Source organism: Mycobacterium sp. AMU20-3851 (genome assembly GCF_043974665.1).
GTDB lineage: Bacteria > Actinomycetota > Actinomycetes > Mycobacteriales > Mycobacteriaceae > Mycobacterium.
The window spans coordinates 5,281,792-5,299,388 of sequence record NZ_CP146371.1; the positions used below are offsets into that span (position 1 = coordinate 5,281,792).

The window sequence follows — 17,597 nt, forward strand, 5'->3', positions numbered from 1 at the left end:
GCGATGTTCTCCCCGGTGGTCGTGGACTCGGACTCCGGTGCCATCGCGGCGCTGATCGCGGCTCCCCGCGAGCCGGCCAAGGTCCTGGTGTCCGGCGGGATCGGTGCCGGGAAGACCACCGTGCTGAGTGCGGTGCGCAACGCGCTGCGGGACGCGTCGGTGCCGGTGCGCAGCCGGCCCGACGACGAGGCGGGCGCGGCGCTGGTCGTCGATGACGCGCATCTACTGTCCGACGACGATCTGGTGCGCCTGACCGAGGCCGCCGCCGAGGCGGGCCGCACGGTGGTGGTCGCCGCCGAACCGTTGGCACACCGCGGCGCACTGCGTGACCTGATTCTGGCGCTGACCCGGGAGAATCCCGCGGTGGCGCTGGGCCCGTGGGCCGCGGCCCAGGTGGCCCGGTTGCGTCCCGACCGGCTCGAACGCACGGAGGCGGTGCTGGCCGCAACTGCCGGAGTGCCGTTCCTGGTGACGGCGGCGTTGGACGCCGAGCTCCCGGCCGACGCTGCGCGGGTTGCCCTCGTCGAGCGGTTGCGCCGGCTCGACCAGCCGGTCCTCGACACGCTGCTGGTGTGCTCCCTGGACCGCCGGCTCGGGCCCGACGACATCGCCGCTGCCCTGCGGGTGGACGCGGAGGAGGCCCAGCGTCTGGTGGACCAGGCCCGGGCCAGCGGCCTGCTGGAGCCGGGTCAGCATCCGGCGTTCCAACACACACTGCACCAGGCTGTCACCGAGATCGTCGGGGCCGCCCGCCACCACGACATCGAGATCTCCCTACTGCACACCCAGCTCGAAATGACCACGCTGACAGCGGATCTCGCCTTACGGATGGCCGATCACGGGTTACGGGACGAGCGGCTCGCCGAGGCCCTGACCGCGTTGGCCGCGCGGCACCGCGGCGATCCGGCCCGGGCCGCTGCGCTGTACCGCGCGGCGTCGGCTGCCGGATCGACGCAGTTGAGCACCGAACTGGGTGACGCGCTGGCGCTGACCGGCGACTGCGCGACCGCGGCGCGGCTGGCCGATGACCTGCTCGGCTCCGCCGACCCGGCGCAGCGAGCCGCCGCGGTGCGAATCGCCGCCAGTGTGGCGATGCACGACGGTGGCGCCGCGGCGGCCGCGGACCTGTTCCGCTGGCTCGGCCCCTACCCGGATGCGTTCATCGCGTCCGCGGCGGCGGTGGTGGCGGTGGCCACCGGTGATGTCGCGGCAGCCCGGGACGCCCTGGATGTCGAGGATCCGGGACCTCCCACGTCGACGGCCCGGGCGGCACGCAGTCTGGCCGACGGACTGCTGGACACCCTGGACCGGCCGTTCCCGGCGGCCATCGCCCACTTGAGCCGGTCCATCACCTCGGAGTGGTCGTTGGACTCGGTGTCCCCGGACAGCCCCGCGGCGCTGGTGACGCTGGTCGCGATCCATGGCGGTGACCCGGTGCGGGCGCGCAGCATCATCGGCCGGGCTGCCGCGCAGTCGTCGCCGTTCAGCGCTCCTCGGCACCGGCTGCTGCTGGGCTGGACCCACATGCTCGACGGCCGGCTCAACCGGGCCGGTGCCGATGCCGCGGCGGTCGGGGCGCCGGGATTACACCGCCGCGACGCACTGTGGTCGGCCGCGCTGCATACCGCGATCGCCCGGCGGGCCGGCGACAGCGGCGCCATGCAGCGGCACTGGTATGCCGCGATGGACGTCCTGGCCGAGTACTCGCTCGACCTCTACTCCCTGCTGCCGCTGGGCGAGTTGTGGGTCGCGGCCGCGCGGTTGCGATTGGTCGACCGGCTGCAACACCACCTCGATGAGGCGCTGAGCTTGCTCGAGCGTCTCGGCCGACCACCGCTGTGGTCGGTGCCGCTGCACTGGGCGGGAGTGCACGCCGGGATCCTGGCCAACTCGCCGGATGCGGTCGCCCCGCACGGTCAGGCGCTCACCGCGGCAGCCGGTGACAGCGCGTACGCGCAGGCCCTGGCCCGGGCCGGCCGGGCGTGGCTGCGGGTGCTGGCCAATCAGGTCGACGTCGAGGAGGTGACGCCGGCGGCCCGCGAGCTGACCCGGTTCGGGCTGACCTGGGATGCGACCCGGCTGGCCAGCCAGGCAGCACTGCAGGCACCGGACCCCCGGATCTCGGGGGTGATGCTGCAACTGGCCCGCGACCTCAAAATCACCGGTGCCGACCCGGACGCGCCCGACGGTGATCTTCCACACATGCCAGGTCCGGCTGTCTCGACGGGTGCCATGGCCGGTTCGCCGGCGCCACCGTCGGCACGGCCGGTGGCATCGTCGAAACTGTCCGATCGCGAGCGCGAGGTGGCCGAACTGCTCCTGCTCGGCCTGCCCTATCGCGACATCGGCAGCCAATTGTTCATCTCCGCCAAAACCGTCGAACATCACGTCGCCCGCATCCGTCGTCGCCTCGGCGCGGAGTCGCGATCGGAGATGTTGTCGATGTTGCGCGCCTTGCTCGGAACGCCCGCCTGAATCGGTTCAACTGACAACCAACCGGCTAGTTAGGTCAGCCTTGCTAGCAATGCCTCAAACGGTGATGTAACTATGAGCAGGCAACTAGCCTAAGTTACTCGTGAGTAACCATACTCAAGTTACTGGCTGGTAACTAACCCTCGGGGAGGCACGCGGTGCAACACACACTCGAAGTGGCCAGGTTGGTCATCGCCATGCTGGCGACCGCCGTGGTCTTGTTCTTCGCCGCAAAGCGCGTCATGTGGCTGACCAAACTGATCAGCTCAGGACAGAAGCTCGGTGACGAACGCGGCCGCAAGGACGACATCGTCACGCGTTTCCTGAACCAGAACAAGGAAGTCTTCGCGCAGTCGAAGCTCCTGAAATGGTCGATCCCCGGTATCGCGCACTTCTTCACCATGTGGGGCTTCTTCGTGCTGGGCTCGGTGTACGTCGAGGCCTTCGGTGTGCTCTTCGACCCCGAGTTCCACATCCCGCTGGTCGGCCGCTGGCCGGTGTTGGGCTTCCTGCAGGACTTCTTCGCACTCGCGGTGCTGATCGGCATCGTCGTCTTCGCGATCATCCGCGTCGTCCGCGCACCCAAGAAGATCGGCCGCGACTCGCGCTTCTATGGCTCGCACACCGGTGGCGCGTGGGAGATCCTGTTCATGATCTTCCTGGTCATCTTGACCTACGCGCTGTTCCGCGGTGCCGCGGTCAACGTGCTCGGTGAGGAGTTCCCCTACCAATCCGGCGCGTTCCTGTCCGATGGCATGGCCGCTCTGCTGGCCCCGCTCGGCGCCACGGCCAACATGTGGATCGAGACCATCGCCCTGCTGGGGCACATCGGCGTAATGCTGGTCTTCCTGCTGATCGTGCTGCACTCCAAGCACCTGCACATCGGCCTGGCCCCGATCAACGTCACCTTCAAGCGGCTGCCCGACGGCCTCGGCCCGCTGCTCCCGATGGAGTACAAGGGCGAGCCGATCGACTTCGAGGATCCCGCCGAGGACGCGGTGTTCGGTCGCGGGAAGATCGAGGACTTCACCTGGAAGGGCTACCTCGACTTCACCACCTGCACCGAGTGTGGTCGCTGCCAGTCGCAGTGCCCGGCCTGGAACACCGGCAAGCCGCTGTCCCCCAAGCTCGTCATCATGAACCTGCGCGACCACATGTTCGCGAAGGCGCCCTACATCCTGGGCGAGAAGGAATCCCCGCTGGAGAACACGCCCGAGGGTGGTCTCGGCGAGAACGTCCTGGGTGAGAAGCACGACCAGAAGCACGCGCACGACCACGTCCCGGAATCAGGCTTCGAACGCATCCTGGGCTCGGGCCCCGAGCAGGCGCTGCGCCCGCTGGTCGGCACCGCCGAGCAGGGCGGCGTCATCGATCCCGACGTGCTGTGGTCCTGCACCAACTGCGGTGCCTGCGTCGAGCAGTGCCCGGTGGACATCGAGCACATCGACCACATCGTCGACATGCGTCGCTACCAGGTGATGGTCGAATCCGAGTTCCCCGGCGAGCTCGGTGTGCTGTTCAAGAACCTGGAGGCCAAGGGCAACCCCTGGGGCCAGAACGCCAAGGACCGCACCAACTGGATCGACGAGGTCGACTTCGACGTCCCCGTCTACGGCGAGGACGTGGACTCCTTCGACGGCTTCGAGTACCTGTTCTGGGTCGGCTGCGCCGGCGCCTACGAGGACCGCGCCAAGAAGACCACCAAGGCGGTCGCCGAACTGCTGGCCACCGCGGGGGTGAAGTTCCTGGTGCTGGGCACCGGGGAGACCTGCACCGGCGACTCGGCACGCCGCGCCGGTAACGAGTTCCTGTTCCAGCAGCTGGCCGCGCAGAACGTCGAGACCATCAACGAGCTGTTCGAGGGCGTGGAGGCCGTCGACCGCAAGGTCGTCGTCACCTGCCCGCACTGCTACAACACGATCAACCGTGAATACCCGCAGCTGGGCAGCAACTACACCGTGGTGCACCACACCCAGCTGCTGAACCGCCTGGTCCGGGACAAGCGGCTGATCCCGGTGTCGTCGGTCGACCAGGAGGTCACCTACCACGACCCGTGCTTCCTCGGCCGGCACAACAAGGAGTACGAGGCCCCGCGTGAGCTCGTCGGCGCGGCCGGCGCCAAGCTCACCGAGATGCCCCGGCACGCCGAGCGCGGTCTGTGCTGCGGCGCCGGTGGTGCCCGGATGTGGATGGAAGAGCACATCGGTAAGCGCGTCAACACCGAGCGCACCGAGGAGGCCATCGATACCGGCGCCTCGGCGATCGCCACCGGCTGCCCGTTCTGCCGCGTGATGATCACCGACGGTGTCGACGATGTCGCCGCCACCCGCGACATCGAGAAGGTCGAGGTGCTCGACGTCGCCCAGCTGCTGCTGAACTCGCTGGACACCAGCCTGTACACGCTGCCCGAAAAGGGCACTGCGGCAGCCGAATCCGCCAAGCGGGCGGAGGCCCGCGAGGCCGCCGAAGTCAAGGTCGCCGCGGCCGCTCCGGTCGTGGAGGAGGTCGAGGAGGCTCCTGCGGCGCCCGCCGCGACCGCCGCACCGGCCGCCGCCGCACCGGTCAAGGGACTCGGCATGGCCGGTGGCGCCAAGCGCCCCGGTGCCAAGAAGGCCGCCCCGGCTGCTGCCGCGGAGGCTCCGGCCGCCGAGGCCGCTGCTCCCGCGCCGGTCAAGGGTCTCGGGATCGCCGGCGGCGCCAAGCGTCCCGGCGCCAAGCGTCCCGGCGCCAAGAAGGCCGCGGCGGCGCCTGCCGCACCGGCCGCCGAGGCTGCCCCGGCCGCACCCGCCGCTCCGGCGGCCCCGGTGAAGGGTCTGGGCCTGGCCGCCGGCGCCAAGCGTCCCGGCGCGAAGAAGGCGGCCCCGGCCGCTGCCGCCCCGGCCGCGCCTGCTGCCGAGGCTCCCGCCGAGGCACCGGCCGCCGCCGAGGCTCCGGCCGAACCGGCCAAGCCCGAACCGCCGGTGGTGGGTCTGGGTATCGCCGCGGGCGCGCGTCGCCCGGGTGCGAAGAAGGCCGCCCCCAAGGCCGCTGCTCCGGCGGCCCCGGCCGAGCCCGAGTCGACGGCCACCGAGCCGCCGTCAGCTGCTGCCGAGCCGGAACCGGCCGCAGAGCCCGCCCCGTCGTCCAACGGTGACCGCGTCGTCGGCGACGAGCCCCCGGTGAAGGGGCTGGGAATCGCCAAGGGCGCCCGCCGGCCGGGGAAGCGCTGACAGACCTCGATTTGCGCACATTCCGTAACGCTCACCGTTGCGGAATGTGCGCAAATTTTTTGCGCTAGACCGGCTTCAGCTGGAACGGTGTGGCGCTGGTGACACCGCCGGGACAGGTGCCGTTCGAGTCCGCAGACAGCACACCGCGCAGCGTCACCGGGTCGACCGACATGTGCACGACCACGGGGGCGAAACTGCCGTCGCTGCAGATGAATCCGTCCGGCTTGGTGACGAGGAAATACCAGCGGCCGTCCTGCAACGTCATCGGGCTGCTCCAACCCTGGTTGCTGCTCACCGTTCCGGTGCAGCCGGCCGGTGCGCAGGTCGACGCGATGGTCCAGAGGTTCTCGGCATCACCGCCGAGGAAATTGCCGTTGAGCAGCGGCGGGTCGGCGTGCGCCGCCCCCGCCCCCACCGAGAGCGCCAACCCGGCCGCGGCCAGCATCCCGGACCCCGCACCCACCGCACGTGTAATAAGCGTCATAGTGATTGGGGAAGGTAGCACCGGATCACGCCGAAAAGGCGGATGCGCAGCCGTTTTTCTCCAGTCTCGGCAGAATCGTGTTCTCGCCGCGATAAATCGGTTTGCCACATCGTGGGACACTGGAGCCCGTGAGTACCCATCAGCTGCCCGATAAGGCCTGGCATACCGGCAGCCAGCCGAAGCTTCGGACCTTCGCGCAGTCGACCAAGCTGCAGGACGTTCTCTACGAAATCCGCGGCCCGGTACACGAGCAGGCCTCGCGGCTGGAAGCCGAGGGACACCGCATCCTGAAGCTGAACATCGGCAACCCCGCCCCGTTCGGCTTCGAGGCCCCCGATGTGATCATGCGGGACATCATCCAGGCCCTCCCGTATGCGCAGGGGTACTCCGACTCCAAGGGCATCATCCCGGCGCGGCGCGCCGTATTCACCCGCTATGAGCTCGTCGAGGGCTTCCCCAAGTTCGACGTCGACGACGTCTACCTGGGCAACGGCGTCTCCGAGCTGATCACCATGACGTTGCAGGCACTGCTGGACAACGGCGATCAGGTGCTGATCCCGGCGCCGGACTACCCGCTGTGGACGGCGTCGACGGCGTTGGCCGGCGGCACCCCGGTGCACTACCTGTGCGACGAGACGCAGGGCTGGAACCCCGATATCGCCGATCTGGAATCCAAGATCACCGAGCGCACCAAGGCGTTGGTGGTGATCAACCCGAACAATCCGACGGGGGCGGTGTACAGCCGCGAGATCCTTGAGCAGATGGTCGAGCTCGCCCGTAAGCACCAGCTGCTGCTGCTGGCCGACGAGATCTACGACAAGATTCTCTACGACGACGCCAAGCACATCAGCCTGGCCACGTTGGCGCCGGACCTGCTGTGCCTGACGTTCAACGGGTTGTCCAAGGCCTACCGGGTGGCGGGCTACCGCTCCGGATGGCTGGTCATCACCGGGCCCAAGGAACACGCCACCAGCTTCATCGAGGGCATCAGCCTGCTGTCGAACATGCGCCTGTGCCCGAATGTGCCTGCCCAGCATGCGATTCAGGTCGCGCTCGGCGGCCATCAGAGCATCGACGATCTGGTGCTGCCGGGCGGACGGCTGCTCGAGCAGCGGGATACCGCCTGGACCAAGCTCAACGAGATCCCCGGGGTGTCCTGCGTGAAACCGGAGGGCGCGCTGTACGCGTTCCCGCGCCTGGACCCCGAGGTCTACGACATCCACGACGATGAGCAACTGGTGCTCGACCTGCTGCTGCAGGAGAAGATCCTGGTCACCCAGGGCACCGGGTTCAATTGGCCCACACCGGATCACCTGCGCATCGTGACGTTGCCGTGGGCGCGCGACCTGGCGGCGGCCATCGAGCGGCTCGGCAACTTCCTGGTGAGCTACCGGCAGTAGCGGCCGATCTAGGCTGTGCCGGTGGCGCACTCACATTCGCACTCGCTCAGCTCGGGACCGAACCCGCTGGGTCCGCTGGCGGCCCGCATCGTGGTCGGCCTGCTGATCGCGCTGGGGGTGGCGACGCTGGCCGGAGCGGCCTGGTTGTGGCCGAGTCAGCAGAAGGTCGACATCCCCCTGCCGTTCCAGAACTCCGCGGGCGGCAGCGTCAGCACCGAGGCCGGCCATGTGCTGTCCAGCAGTGCCGCCCAGTGTGGCGGCGCCTCGGTCGGCGTCGTGCTGACAGCCCCGCCGGCGTCCACCGCCGGTGCCGACGCGCACTGCACCCAGTCGCTGATCGGCATCGAGTCCGGCCCGAATGCCGGCGCCTACACCGTGCTGGAGTTCAGCGGTGGCCCCGGCCAGCCGCAGCTCATGGTCGGTGACGACATCCGGGTCACCCGTGCGGTCGATCCCACCGGGACGACGGCCTATTCGTTCTATGACTACGAGCGCGCCTGGCCACTGACCGCGCTGGCCGCGGCATTCGCGGTGGTGGTGGTCGCCATCGCGGGTTGGCGCGGGCTCCGCGCACTGATCGGCATCGTGGTGGCATTCGGGGTGCTGGTGGTGTTCATGTTGCCCGCCCTGCGCGACGGGGCCGCGGCCATCCCGGTGTCGCTGGTGGCCTCCTCACTGATCCTGTTCGCCGTGCTGTACCTGGCGCACGGCGTCAGCCTGCGGACGAGCGCCGCCCTGCTGGGCACCCTCACCTCGCTGATCCTCGCCACCGTCCTGTCCTGGGCGGCGATCGAACTGACCCACCTGACCGGGCTGTCCGAGGAGGAGAACAACGCGGTCGCCACCTATCTCGGGGGCGTGTCCATCACCGGGCTGTTGCTGGCCGGATTCATCATCGGCTCGCTCGGCGTGCTCAACGACGTCACCGTCACGCAGGCGTCGACCGCGTTCGAACTCGCCGAACACAGCGATTCGCGGCGCGCGGTGTTCTTCGGCGCCATGCGCGTCGGCCGCGACCACATCGCCAGCACCGTCTATACCCTGGTGCTGGCCTATGCCGGTAGCGCGTTGCCGCTGCTGCTGCTGTTCAGTGTGGCCAACCGTTCCCTGGGCGATGTGCTGGTCAGCGAGAGCGTCGCGATCGAGATCGCCCGGTCCGCGGTCGGCGGTATCGCCCTGGCCCTGTCGGTCCCGCTGACGACCGCGATCGCCGCCGTGCTCTCCACCACCCGGGGCGCGCCACGCTGACACCGTTTCGCGGCGACTGCCCTCGGGTATCCGCCCAGCGTGACCCAGCCCAATCACGCCTCTGACCTGACCCTGGACGTCGACGGCCGACGATGTTCGCTGACCGTGGACAACCGCGTCACCCTGCTCGACGCGCTGCGCGAACATCTCGGGGTGACCGCGCCGAAGAAGGGCTGCGATCACGGTCAGTGCGGGTCCTGCACCGTCCTGGTCGACGGCCGCCGGATGACCAGTTGCCTGACGTTCGCGGTGGCCGCCGACGGCGCGCACATCACCACGGCCGCCGGGCTCGGTGACGGTGAACATCTGCACGACATGGCCCAGGCCTTCCAGGACGAGGACGCATTCCAGTGCGGCTACTGCACCCCCGGTCAGATCTGTTCTGCGGTTGGCATGTTGGACGAGGCCAAGGCCGGCTCCCCCAGCTACGTCACCGACGATCTGGAAGCCAGCCCCGAACTCGACGATGACGAGATCCGGGAGCGGATGAGCGGCAACCTGTGCCGCTGCGCGGCCTACCCCAACATCGTCAGCGCGATCCGGCGAGTGGCACTGTCGTGAAGGCCTTCGAATACCACCTGGCCACCAGCCCCGCCGATGCGGTCACCACGTTGACCGGCCACCCCGACGCGGTCTATCTGGCCGGTGGCACGAACCTGGTCGACCACATGAAACTTGGTGTCACACAACCCGATCTGCTCGTCGACGTCAGCCGTCTCGATCTGTCGGACATCACGCTGACCGACGACGGTCGGGTTCGGGTGGGCGCCAATGTGCGCAACAGCGATCTGGCGGCCCACCCGCTGATCCGTTCGCACTATCCGATGCTGTCCCGCGCGTTGCTGTCCGGCGCGTCCGGGCAGTTGCGCAATGCCGCCACCACGGCCGGAAATCTGTTGCAGCGCACCAGGTGTGTCTATTTCCAGGATGTCACCACGCCGTGCAACAAACGCCAGCCCGGCAGCGGCTGCTCGGCGATCGGCGGGTACGTGCGCTACCACGCGATCCTGGGGGCGTCCAAGAGCTGCGTGGCGACCCACCCGTCCGACATGGCGGTCGCCCTCACCGCCCTGGACGCGGACGTCCTGGTGCACAACGGGGAGGGCGAACGCCGCGTCCCCGCCGCCGACCTGCACCGCCTGCCCGGCCACACACCGCACCACGACACCGTGCTGGAACGTGGCGAGCTGATCACCGGGGTGGAGTTGCCGCCGCCGCCGGCCGGGGCGGTTTCGGACTACCGCAAGGTACGCGACCGCGCCTCCTACGCGTTCGCGCTGGTGTCCGTCGCCGCGGAACTGACCTTCGCGGCGGGCAGGATCGCCACCGCACGAATCGCGCTGGGCGGTGTCGCCCACAAACCGTGGCGCGCCCGCCGCGCCGAGCAGGTGCTCGTCGGCGCGGTCGCCGACCAGCAGGCATTCGCCGCGGCCGCCGAGGCCGAACTCGCCGACGCGCAACCATTGCCGGGCAACGAGTTCAAGGTCGAACTCACCCGACGGACCCTGGTGTCCCAGCTGCGCATGCTGACCGAACGGGGGCTGTGATGACGCTGCTGGAACCGCACGCGATCGGCACCCCCCTGGCCCGCCGCGACGGGCCGGCCAAGGTCACCGGCACCGCGCCGTATGCCTTCGAACAGCAGGTCGAGCACCCCGCCTATGTGCATCCGATCCAGTCCACCATCGCCCGGGGCCGCGTCGCGTGGATGGATGTCGCGGTGGCCGCCACCACCCGCGGCGTACATGATGTGCTGACGGTGTTCGACGCCCCGAAGCTGGCCGACGACTCCGACGGCGAACTGGCCATCCTGCAGGACGCCCAGGTGCACTTCCGCGGCCAGATCATCGGCGCGGTGGTCGCCGACACCGCCGAAATAGCCAGGGAGGCCGCCTCTCTGGTCGCCGTCGGGTATGAGGAGTCACCGCACCATGCCGAACTGACCGCCGACCACCCCACGCTCTACACGCCTGAATCGGTCAACCCGGACTACGACAGCGACACCGACGAGGGCGACGTCGATGCCGCGCTCGCGGCCGCCGAGGTCACCGTCGACGAGACCTACACGACCCCCATCGAACACAACAATCCGATGGAACCGCACGCCTGCATCGCGCGGTGGAGCACCGTCGGCGACGGCGACCGGGTGACGATGTTCGACTCCACCCAGGGCGTGCACGTCGTGCGCAAGACGCTCGCCCCACTGTTCGGGATGGAGCCCGAGCAGTTCCGGGTGGTGGCCCCGCATGTCGGTGGCGGGTTCGGTTCCAAGGGTGCCCCGCACGCCCACGACGTGCTGGCCCTGATGGCCGCCACACGGGCGGGCGGGCGGCCGGTCAAACTGGCGCTGACCCGCCAACAGATGTTCGCACTGGTCGGCTACCGCACCCCGACCATCCAGCGCATCCGGCTCGGTGCCGACCGGGACGGGCGGCTCACGGCGCTCGCCCACGATGTCATCGAACAGACCTCCGCGGTGAAGGAATTCGCCGAGCAGACCGCGGTGACGTCCCGCAAGATGTACGCCGCACCCAACCGGCGCACCTCGCACCGGCTGGCCACCCTCGACGTCGCGGTGCCGTTCTGGATGCGCGCACCGGGTGAATGTCCGGGGACCTACGCTGCCGAGGTGGCCATGGACGAACTGGCGCAACGCTGTGGCATCGACCCGATCGAGCTGCGGATCCGCAACGAACCCGAGGTCGACCCGGAGACCGGGAAACCCTGGTCGGCAAGGCATCTGGTGGAATGCCTGCGCACCGGGGCGCAGCGGTTCGGCTGGCACGAGCGCGATCCTCGGCCCGCCACCCGGCTGGTTGGCGACTGGTATGTGGGGTTCGGGGTGGCGTCGTCCACCTATCCGGGAATGGCCATGCCGGGCAACGCGGCCCGGGTCACCTGCACCGGGCCGGGCCGGTACGCGGTGCACATCGGCGCGGCCGACATCGGCACCGGCACCTGGACCACGCTCACCCAGATCGCCGCGGACGCACTGGGCTGCGACCCGTCCGCGGTCGATCTGCAGATCGGGGACACCGATCTCCCCCCGGCCTCGGTTGCCGGCGGTTCCTCGGGTATGACGTCGTGGGGGTCGGCGATCGTCGCAGCGGTCAACCAGTTCCGCCACGATCACGGTGACTCCCCCGCCGTCGGTGTCACGACCACCGCGGAGGCGCCGGAGAATCCGGATGCCGACAAGGTGACCGTGCAGTCGTTCGGCGCGCAGTTCGTCGAGGCACGGGTGCACCGGGACACCGGGGAGATCCGGGTGCCCCGGATGCTGGGGGTGTTCTCGGTTGGGCGGGCCATCAACGCCCGGACGCTGCGCTCCCAACTGATCGGCGGCATGACGATGGGTCTGTCGATGGCGCTGCACGAGGAGAGCGTGCGCGACCCGCGGTTCGGGCACGTCGTCACCCAGGATCTCGCCACCTACCACTTCAGTGCGCACGCGGATGTCGCTGATATCGAGGCGATGTGGCTCGACGAGGTGGAGGAGCACCTGAACCCGGTGGGGTCACGCGGTGCGGGTGAGATCGGCATCGTCGGGGCGGCGGCCGCGGTGGTCAACGCGGTGCATCATGCCACCGGCGTGCGGGTGCGGGACCTGCCGGTCACCTTGGACAAGGTGCTGGCCGGGCTGCCCTGATCCTCAGCGCTGCAGCAGCTCCAGAAGGTAGGACCCGTAGCCCGACTTGACCAGTGTCTGTGCCCGCGCGGCCAGCTGGTCGTCGTCGATGTAACCGAGCCGCCACGCCACTTCCTCGGGGGCACTGATCTTCAGGCCCTGCCGTTGCTCGATGGTGCGCACGAAATCGCTTGCATCCAGCAGGGAGTCGAAGGTGCCGGTGTCCAGCCAGGCGGTGCCGCGGGCCAGCACCTCCACCGACAACCGGCCCTGCTCCAGGTAGGTCTGGTTGATCTCGGTGATCTCGTACTCGCCGCGCGCCGATTTCCGGAGCGACCGCGCGATCTCCACCACGTCGTTGTCGTAGAAGTACAGGCCCGGCACGGCATAGTGCGACTTCGGTGCGGGCGGCTTCTCCTGCAGGGACACCGCCTGCCCGTCCGCGTCGAACTCGACCACGCCGTAGGCACTGGGGTTGGCCACCCAGTACGCGAAAATGGCGCCGCCGCTGACGTTCTCGAACCGGCGCAGGCCGGTGCCCAGACCCGGGCCGTAGAAGATGTTGTCGCCCAGTACCAGTGCCACCGAATCGGTGCCGATGTGGTCGGCGCCGATGACGAAGGCCTGGGCCAGGCCGTCGGGCTGATCCTGCACGGCGTAGGTCAGATCGATACCGAACTCCGAACCGTCACCGAGCAACCGATGGAAGGCGGGCGCATCGTGGCCGGTGGTGATGATCTGGATGTCGCGGACACCGGCCATCATCAGCGTGCAGAGCGGGTAGTAGATCAGCGGTTTGTCGTACACCGGCAACAGTTGCTTGCTGATCCCCCGGGTGATCGGGTGCAGCCGGGTGCCAGATCCCCCGGCCAGGATGATGCCGCGCATCTAAGCGTCGAGGTCCCGTTCGGTGAGTCCGGTCGCCGCGAGCGCCTCGTCCAGGCTGCTGTGCAGGAACACCGAGGTGATGTGGTCGTGCACCACCCGGAACGCCGACGCGGCGGTGGCGGTCTGCCCGTCGTCGCCGGTGAGCGTCTGTTCGGCGACCACGACGCCCTCGTGCACGTAGAGCCTGCCGGGTTCGGCGCTGCCCCGGCCCGGCTGCTGGGCCCAGTCCAGCAGCGCCTGATGTCCCTGGGCGGCCCGGTCGGGTGTCGCGATCTCGACATCGTCGCTCGACAGCTTCAGCAGCGTGTCGTAGTCGGCCGCGTTGAGCGCATCGTGCCAAGCCAGGACGGTCGCGATTTCGGAGGTGCTCATGACTGCAACCTTAGAGATCTAGAACGGTGTGCGGGTCAACCAGCCGTCCCAGACGGCGGTGTCCCCGAAGATCTCCAGCCCGGCTTCGGCGGCGGTACGGCGGCGGGTGATGCCCAGCAGCAGGTCCACGGCCCGGCCACGCACCGCGGCGTCCCCCTTCCCGTGCGCGTGCGACCAGGACATGCCGTCCTCGTCGTGCACGATGGTCCACTCGCCGGTGGGCCCGAGTCCCTCGTCGGTGGCGTGCAGATGCAGTGTCTGGCCGCGTTCCAACGGGGTCTGCCGCGCGGTGGCCAGGTCGATCCATTCGCTGACACCGTCCGCTGCCAGGTCGGGGGGCAGCGTGAATTCGTTGGCCAGCGCCAGTTCCGCGTCGGCGCGGTGCACGGTCTGCTCGTGGACCCGGCGGCGGATCCACCATCCGGGGATGTGCGGCCCGACGAAGGTCCACACCTTGGTGTGCGGACCGATCCGCTCCACGGTGTCGATGAGCGTCTGCGCGCCCTCGTTGAGCCAGTCGATGGCGGCGTCGAGGTCTTCGGGTGGTTTCCCGCCGGGCACCTCGCGCGGGTCCAGCGGTTCGTTGCGCCGATCCGCGATTATCTGTGTGCACCAGCGATTTCCGCGGCCGACGTGACGGAGCAGATGTTTGAAGGTCCACTCCGGGCAGGTCGGTACCGGCGTCGCCGGGTCGGCGCCGCGGATCAGTTCGCCGAAGCTTCTGGTCTGCTCGAGCAGGGCGGCTCGGAAGTCCACGCCTACGACCGTAGCGCGGTCTGGCTGTCGCCGAGGGCGATTGGCAGGCTGGACCACCCACGCAGTACCCGGGTATCGCGCCGGATGCCGGGGCCGGCGAGCCGGGCGTCGGGGTAACGCTCGAAGAAGGTCCGCAAACCGACCTCGCCCTCGGCGCGGGCCAGCGCGGCACCGAGGCAGAAGTGCCGCCCCCCGGAGAAGGACAGATGCCGCCCGGCGTTGTCGCGTTCGATGTCGAACCGGTGCGGGTCGGTGAAGACGTTCGGGTCGCGGTTGGCACCGGCGATGTAGACGAGCACGCCGGACCCCGCCGGGATGTGCCTGCCGCCGAGTTCGGCGTCCTTGGCCGCGATGCGGGCGCTGAGCTGCACCGGGGATTCCAGCCGCAGGATCTCCTCGACCGCGGTCGGCCACAGTTCGGGCCGCTCGGCGAGGGTCTGCAGATGCTCGGGATGTTCGAGCAGCAGCCGGATCCCGCTGCCCAGCAGGTTGACGGTCGTCTCGAAGCCGGCCGCGAGCACCAGCCCCGCGGTGGCCACCAACTCGCGGTCGGTCAGCGGCTCCTCGGAGGCCTCCGAGGACCGGATGATCTGGCTCATCAGGTCCTCGCCCGGGTTGCGCCGCAGTTCCTGTAGATGCGTCGACAACCAGTCGTTGAAGCCCTGGACCGCGGCGCTGACCTTCTGGTACTCGGCCCAGGGCAGGCCGATGTCCAGGCTGGCGGCCCCGTGCTCACCGAACTGCAGGACCCGGTGCCGGTCGGCTTCGGGAACACCGAGGATGTCGGCGATGACGGTGACGGGCAGCTGCCCGCAGTAGCGTTCGACGATATCAACGGTGCCGGGCGCGTCGGCCAGGTCGTCGAGCAGCCGATTTGCGGTGTCCTGCACCCGGTCCCGCAACGCGGCGACGGCGCGGGTGGTGAACACCGAGGACACCAGCTTGCGGTAGCGGGTGTGGTCCGGCGCCTCGACCGAGAGCATCGACGGGGGCTGCAGCGGGTGCAGCACATCGGGTTTGGTGCGGTCGATCACCCATTGCAGGGGTTTGGGCAGGTTGGAGCCCAGGGCGATCACCCGGAAGTCCTCGGAGCGCAGCACATCACTGCAGATCTTGTGGTCGACGGTCATGAAGACGACGCGCGCCTTGACGATGGGACCGCGGGCGCGCAGCTCCTCGGTGAACGGGACGGGATCGGCGCGGATCGCCCGGTCGGTGATGAGCCGGCCCTGCGGATCACCACGGCGGGCGAACAGGGTGGAGATGCCCCGGACGAATCCGTGCATGGCCAACCAATGGATGCGGTGCTGAACCGGGCCCTGTTTCATCGCGCTCCCTGCCTCACTTCAGGCCAAGGTAGCCGAATCCGCGGACCAGGTGTCAGTTGCAGAAGATCAGGAAGCAGTTGCCGCCCGGGCCGCCGCTGCCCTGGCCTCCCCCGCGACCGCCGGACTCACCGCGGCCACCGGAGTCGCCCCGGGACCCGGAGTCGCCGCGTGATCCGTCGTAACCGCTTCCACCGGAGCCGTTTCCGCCGTTTCCGCTGCCCGGCCACTGCGGCCACTGCGGCTGCTGCGGCTGCTGCGGCTTGGGCTGCTGGGTGGGTCGCGGCTGTTGCGGCGTCGGGTAACTCGGGTAGCCCGGCTGATTCGGATAGTCGGGATAGTCCGGGGTCTGGGTCTTGGGCGGCTTCTGCTCCCACGGCGGACGCCACACCGGCCACTGCGGTCGGGGCAGCACGATCACCGGCGGCGGCAGCACCACCGGCGGGGTCCACGCCGGGACCGGGTTTGGCACCGGGGCCGGGGCGACGGGGACGGGCGCCGGCGCGGGAGCCGCCGGGGCGGGGGCCGGAGCCGGGGCCCGCGGGGCGGGCGCCTCGACATACACCTGGCGGGGCGGGGCTTGTGGCGCCTGCTGCACGACCGGGATCGGCGCCTTGATGGTCTCGGCGGCCGCGGGTGGCGGGGCGGGCTGCACCGGCAACGCCTCGGGTTCGGGTACCCGCGCCGGGGCGGGCGCCTGGACGCTGGGCGCCACCGCCGCACGAGCCGGGGCGGGACGCTCATCGGCCGTCGGCCGGATGCTGACCGCGAGTGAGACGGCCAGCGCCACCACGCCGACCACGAAGATCGACGCCATCGCGCTGCCCACCAGCAGGAACGGCTTGCGGGTTTCGTCGGCGGGCGGGGTGTCGACCAGGCCTGCGAGGTTCTCGGGCACGTCGCCGTAGTCGGGGCCGTAGGTCGGCACTGCGCCCGGCGCGAGCTGGGTGTCCGCGGATGCCAGCAGGGCGCCGGCGGTCGGACCGTCCGGATCCAGCGAGTAGGCCAGGCCGACCGTGGATGCCTCGAACATCGGGGCGCTCGCCGAGGCCAGCGCGGCGCCGCGTGCCAGCGCCATCCCGGATTCCTCGGGTGCGCTCACCGGCATGGCGACCAGATCGGCCAGGTGCGCCTTCACCGAGGCGACGTCGACGCCGGAACCGACGACGAACAATCCGTCCGGGGGCGTGTCCTGCCCGGCGACCGCGTGCGCCATCTCGGCGAGGACCGCCATGGCATCGGCGCTGTGCAGGCTGCGGCTGAGCACCTTGACCACCGAGCCGTCGGCGCCGTCCACCACCGACAGGGTGGCGGTGTCGCGGTCGAGGAACAGCAGGCCGGTGGAGCTGTAGCCGACCGCGCGGCCCGCGGCCTGCGCGAGCGCCCCGGCGGCGTGCAGCTCAGACACCAGCATCACGTCGTTGATGTCGTGGGCGGCCAGCGCGTCGCGCAGCGCGGCGGCCTCGGTGTGATCGGTCCAGGTCACGCCGATCGATTTGAGATGGTGTCCGCCCGCTTCGGCGCTCTCCCGGGTGCCGAGTACTGCCTGCACCACCTGTTCGGCTGCCGCCGAGGTTGCTGCGTCGCCGGTCTCCGTCACCTCGAAGACGTCGTGGTCGACGGTGGCTCCGTCGCCCTTCTCGCCTTCGACCAGCACCATGCGGACCGTCGTAGGTGTCAGCGACACACCTAGTACGATGTCCACTTGCCCCTCCAAAGTGTTTGCTATGTCGCCCTTTTCGCCGTTGCCGACCTCGCGACACAAACCGGCGACTAGATACTTCATCGCTTCGCGTGCCGCCCCCGTTACAGCCG

The 17,597-nt window shown here is 69.6% G+C and carries 13 protein-coding genes; 7 read left to right on the forward strand and 6 right to left on the reverse strand.

Features of this window, described 5'->3' with window-relative positions:
* Nucleotides 1-3 precede the first annotated feature (3 nt).
* Together iniR and V4U86_RS25320 are read left to right on the forward strand one after the other, a co-directional pair.
* Nucleotides 4-2,475 carry an isoniazid response ATPase/transcriptional regulator IniR gene (gene iniR / locus V4U86_RS25315; protein ID WP_395308599.1) on the forward strand — a complete coding sequence of 824 codons (2,472 nt, stop codon included), beginning with the start codon at nucleotides 4-6 and terminating at the stop codon, nucleotides 2,473-2,475.
* A gap of 194 nt (nucleotides 2,476-2,669) precedes the next feature.
* Nucleotides 2,670-5,681, forward strand: a complete 3,012-nt coding sequence (locus V4U86_RS25320; protein WP_395312209.1) for a (Fe-S)-binding protein — start codon at nucleotides 2,670-2,672, stop codon at nucleotides 5,679-5,681.
* Nucleotides 5,682-5,745: 64 nt separating this feature from the next.
* On the opposite strand, the gene V4U86_RS25325 is transcribed toward V4U86_RS25320, so the two are convergent.
* On the reverse strand, nucleotides 5,746-6,144 hold the full coding sequence (locus tag V4U86_RS25325; RefSeq protein WP_395308600.1) for a hypothetical protein: 399 nt from the start codon (nucleotides 6,142-6,144) through the stop codon (nucleotides 5,746-5,748).
* 122 nt (nucleotides 6,145-6,266) lie between these two features.
* Here V4U86_RS25325 and V4U86_RS25330 point away from each other — a divergent pair, with 122 nt between their 5' ends.
* From V4U86_RS25330 to V4U86_RS25350, 5 genes are read left to right on the forward strand one after another with little or no spacing between them, the layout of a single operon-like run.
* Entirely contained in the window at nucleotides 6,267-7,565 is a 1,299-nt protein-coding gene (locus V4U86_RS25330; RefSeq protein ID WP_395308601.1) for a pyridoxal phosphate-dependent aminotransferase, read from the forward strand.
* A gap of 21 nt (nucleotides 7,566-7,586) precedes the next feature.
* The gene (locus V4U86_RS25335) at nucleotides 7,587-8,813 is read left to right on the forward strand and encodes a YibE/F family protein (RefSeq protein ID WP_395308602.1); all 1,227 of its coding nucleotides are present in this window, start codon (nucleotides 7,587-7,589) and stop codon (nucleotides 8,811-8,813) included.
* A gap of 39 nt (nucleotides 8,814-8,852) precedes the next feature.
* A complete protein-coding gene (locus V4U86_RS25340) occupies nucleotides 8,853-9,374 on the forward strand; it encodes a 2Fe-2S iron-sulfur cluster-binding protein (RefSeq protein ID WP_395308603.1) in 522 nt (173 codons plus the stop codon).
* On the forward strand, nucleotides 9,371-10,360 hold the full coding sequence (locus V4U86_RS25345; protein WP_395308604.1) for an FAD binding domain-containing protein: 990 nt from the start codon (nucleotides 9,371-9,373) through the stop codon (nucleotides 10,358-10,360). The genes V4U86_RS25340 and V4U86_RS25345 overlap by 4 nt, the downstream gene beginning before the upstream one ends.
* Nucleotides 10,360-12,462 carry a xanthine dehydrogenase family protein molybdopterin-binding subunit gene (locus tag V4U86_RS25350; protein ID WP_395308605.1) on the forward strand — a complete coding sequence of 701 codons (2,103 nt, stop codon included), beginning with the start codon at nucleotides 10,360-10,362 and terminating at the stop codon, nucleotides 12,460-12,462. Before V4U86_RS25345 ends, V4U86_RS25350 begins: the two co-directional genes overlap by 1 nt.
* A gap of 3 nt (nucleotides 12,463-12,465) precedes the next feature.
* Here the strand turns inward: V4U86_RS25350 and rfbA are convergent, their stop codons facing one another.
* Genes rfbA through V4U86_RS25375 form a run of 5 tightly spaced genes read right to left on the reverse strand, consistent with a single transcriptional unit; the run spans nucleotide 12,466 to nucleotide 17,487 of the window.
* On the reverse strand, nucleotides 12,466-13,329 hold the full coding sequence (gene rfbA, locus V4U86_RS25355) for a glucose-1-phosphate thymidylyltransferase RfbA (RefSeq protein ID WP_395308606.1): 864 nt from the start codon (nucleotides 13,327-13,329) through the stop codon (nucleotides 12,466-12,468).
* Nucleotides 13,330-13,701, reverse strand: a complete 372-nt coding sequence (locus tag V4U86_RS25360) for a nuclear transport factor 2 family protein (RefSeq protein WP_395308607.1) — start codon at nucleotides 13,699-13,701, stop codon at nucleotides 13,330-13,332.
* Between the two features lie 18 nt (nucleotides 13,702-13,719).
* The gene (locus V4U86_RS25365) at nucleotides 13,720-14,457 is read right to left on the reverse strand and encodes a maleylpyruvate isomerase family mycothiol-dependent enzyme (RefSeq protein ID WP_395308608.1); all 738 of its coding nucleotides are present in this window, start codon (nucleotides 14,455-14,457) and stop codon (nucleotides 13,720-13,722) included.
* A 2-nt stretch (nucleotides 14,458-14,459) separates the two neighbouring features.
* Entirely contained in the window at nucleotides 14,460-15,785 is a 1,326-nt protein-coding gene (locus V4U86_RS25370) for a cytochrome P450 (protein ID WP_395308609.1), read from the reverse strand.
* Nucleotides 15,786-15,837: 52 nt separating this feature from the next.
* Complete coding sequence (locus V4U86_RS25375) at nucleotides 15,838-17,487, reverse strand: DUF7159 family protein (protein ID WP_395308610.1); 1,650 nt, start codon at nucleotides 17,485-17,487, stop codon at nucleotides 15,838-15,840.
* Between the last annotated feature and the right edge of the window lie 110 nt (nucleotides 17,488-17,597).

Excerpts from the sequence above, each read along its gene's own strand:
- iniR (WP_395308599.1), top strand. The coding sequence starts at position 4 with ATGTTCTCCCCGGTGGTCGTGGACTCGGACTCCGGTGCCATCGCGGCG.
- V4U86_RS25350 (WP_395308605.1), top strand. The coding sequence starts at position 10,360 with ATGACGCTGCTGGAACCGCACGCGATCGGCACCCCCCTGGCCCGCCGC.
- V4U86_RS25360 (WP_395308607.1), bottom strand. The coding sequence starts at position 13,701 with ATGAGCACCTCCGAAATCGCGACCGTCCTGGCTTGGCACGATGCGCTC.
- rfbA (WP_395308606.1), bottom strand. The coding sequence starts at position 13,329 with ATGCGCGGCATCATCCTGGCCGGGGGATCTGGCACCCGGCTGCACCCG.
- V4U86_RS25370 (WP_395308609.1), bottom strand. The coding sequence starts at position 15,785 with ATGAAACAGGGCCCGGTTCAGCACCGCATCCATTGGTTGGCCATGCAC.
- V4U86_RS25320 (WP_395312209.1), top strand. The coding sequence starts at position 2,670 with ATGCTGGCGACCGCCGTGGTCTTGTTCTTCGCCGCAAAGCGCGTCATG.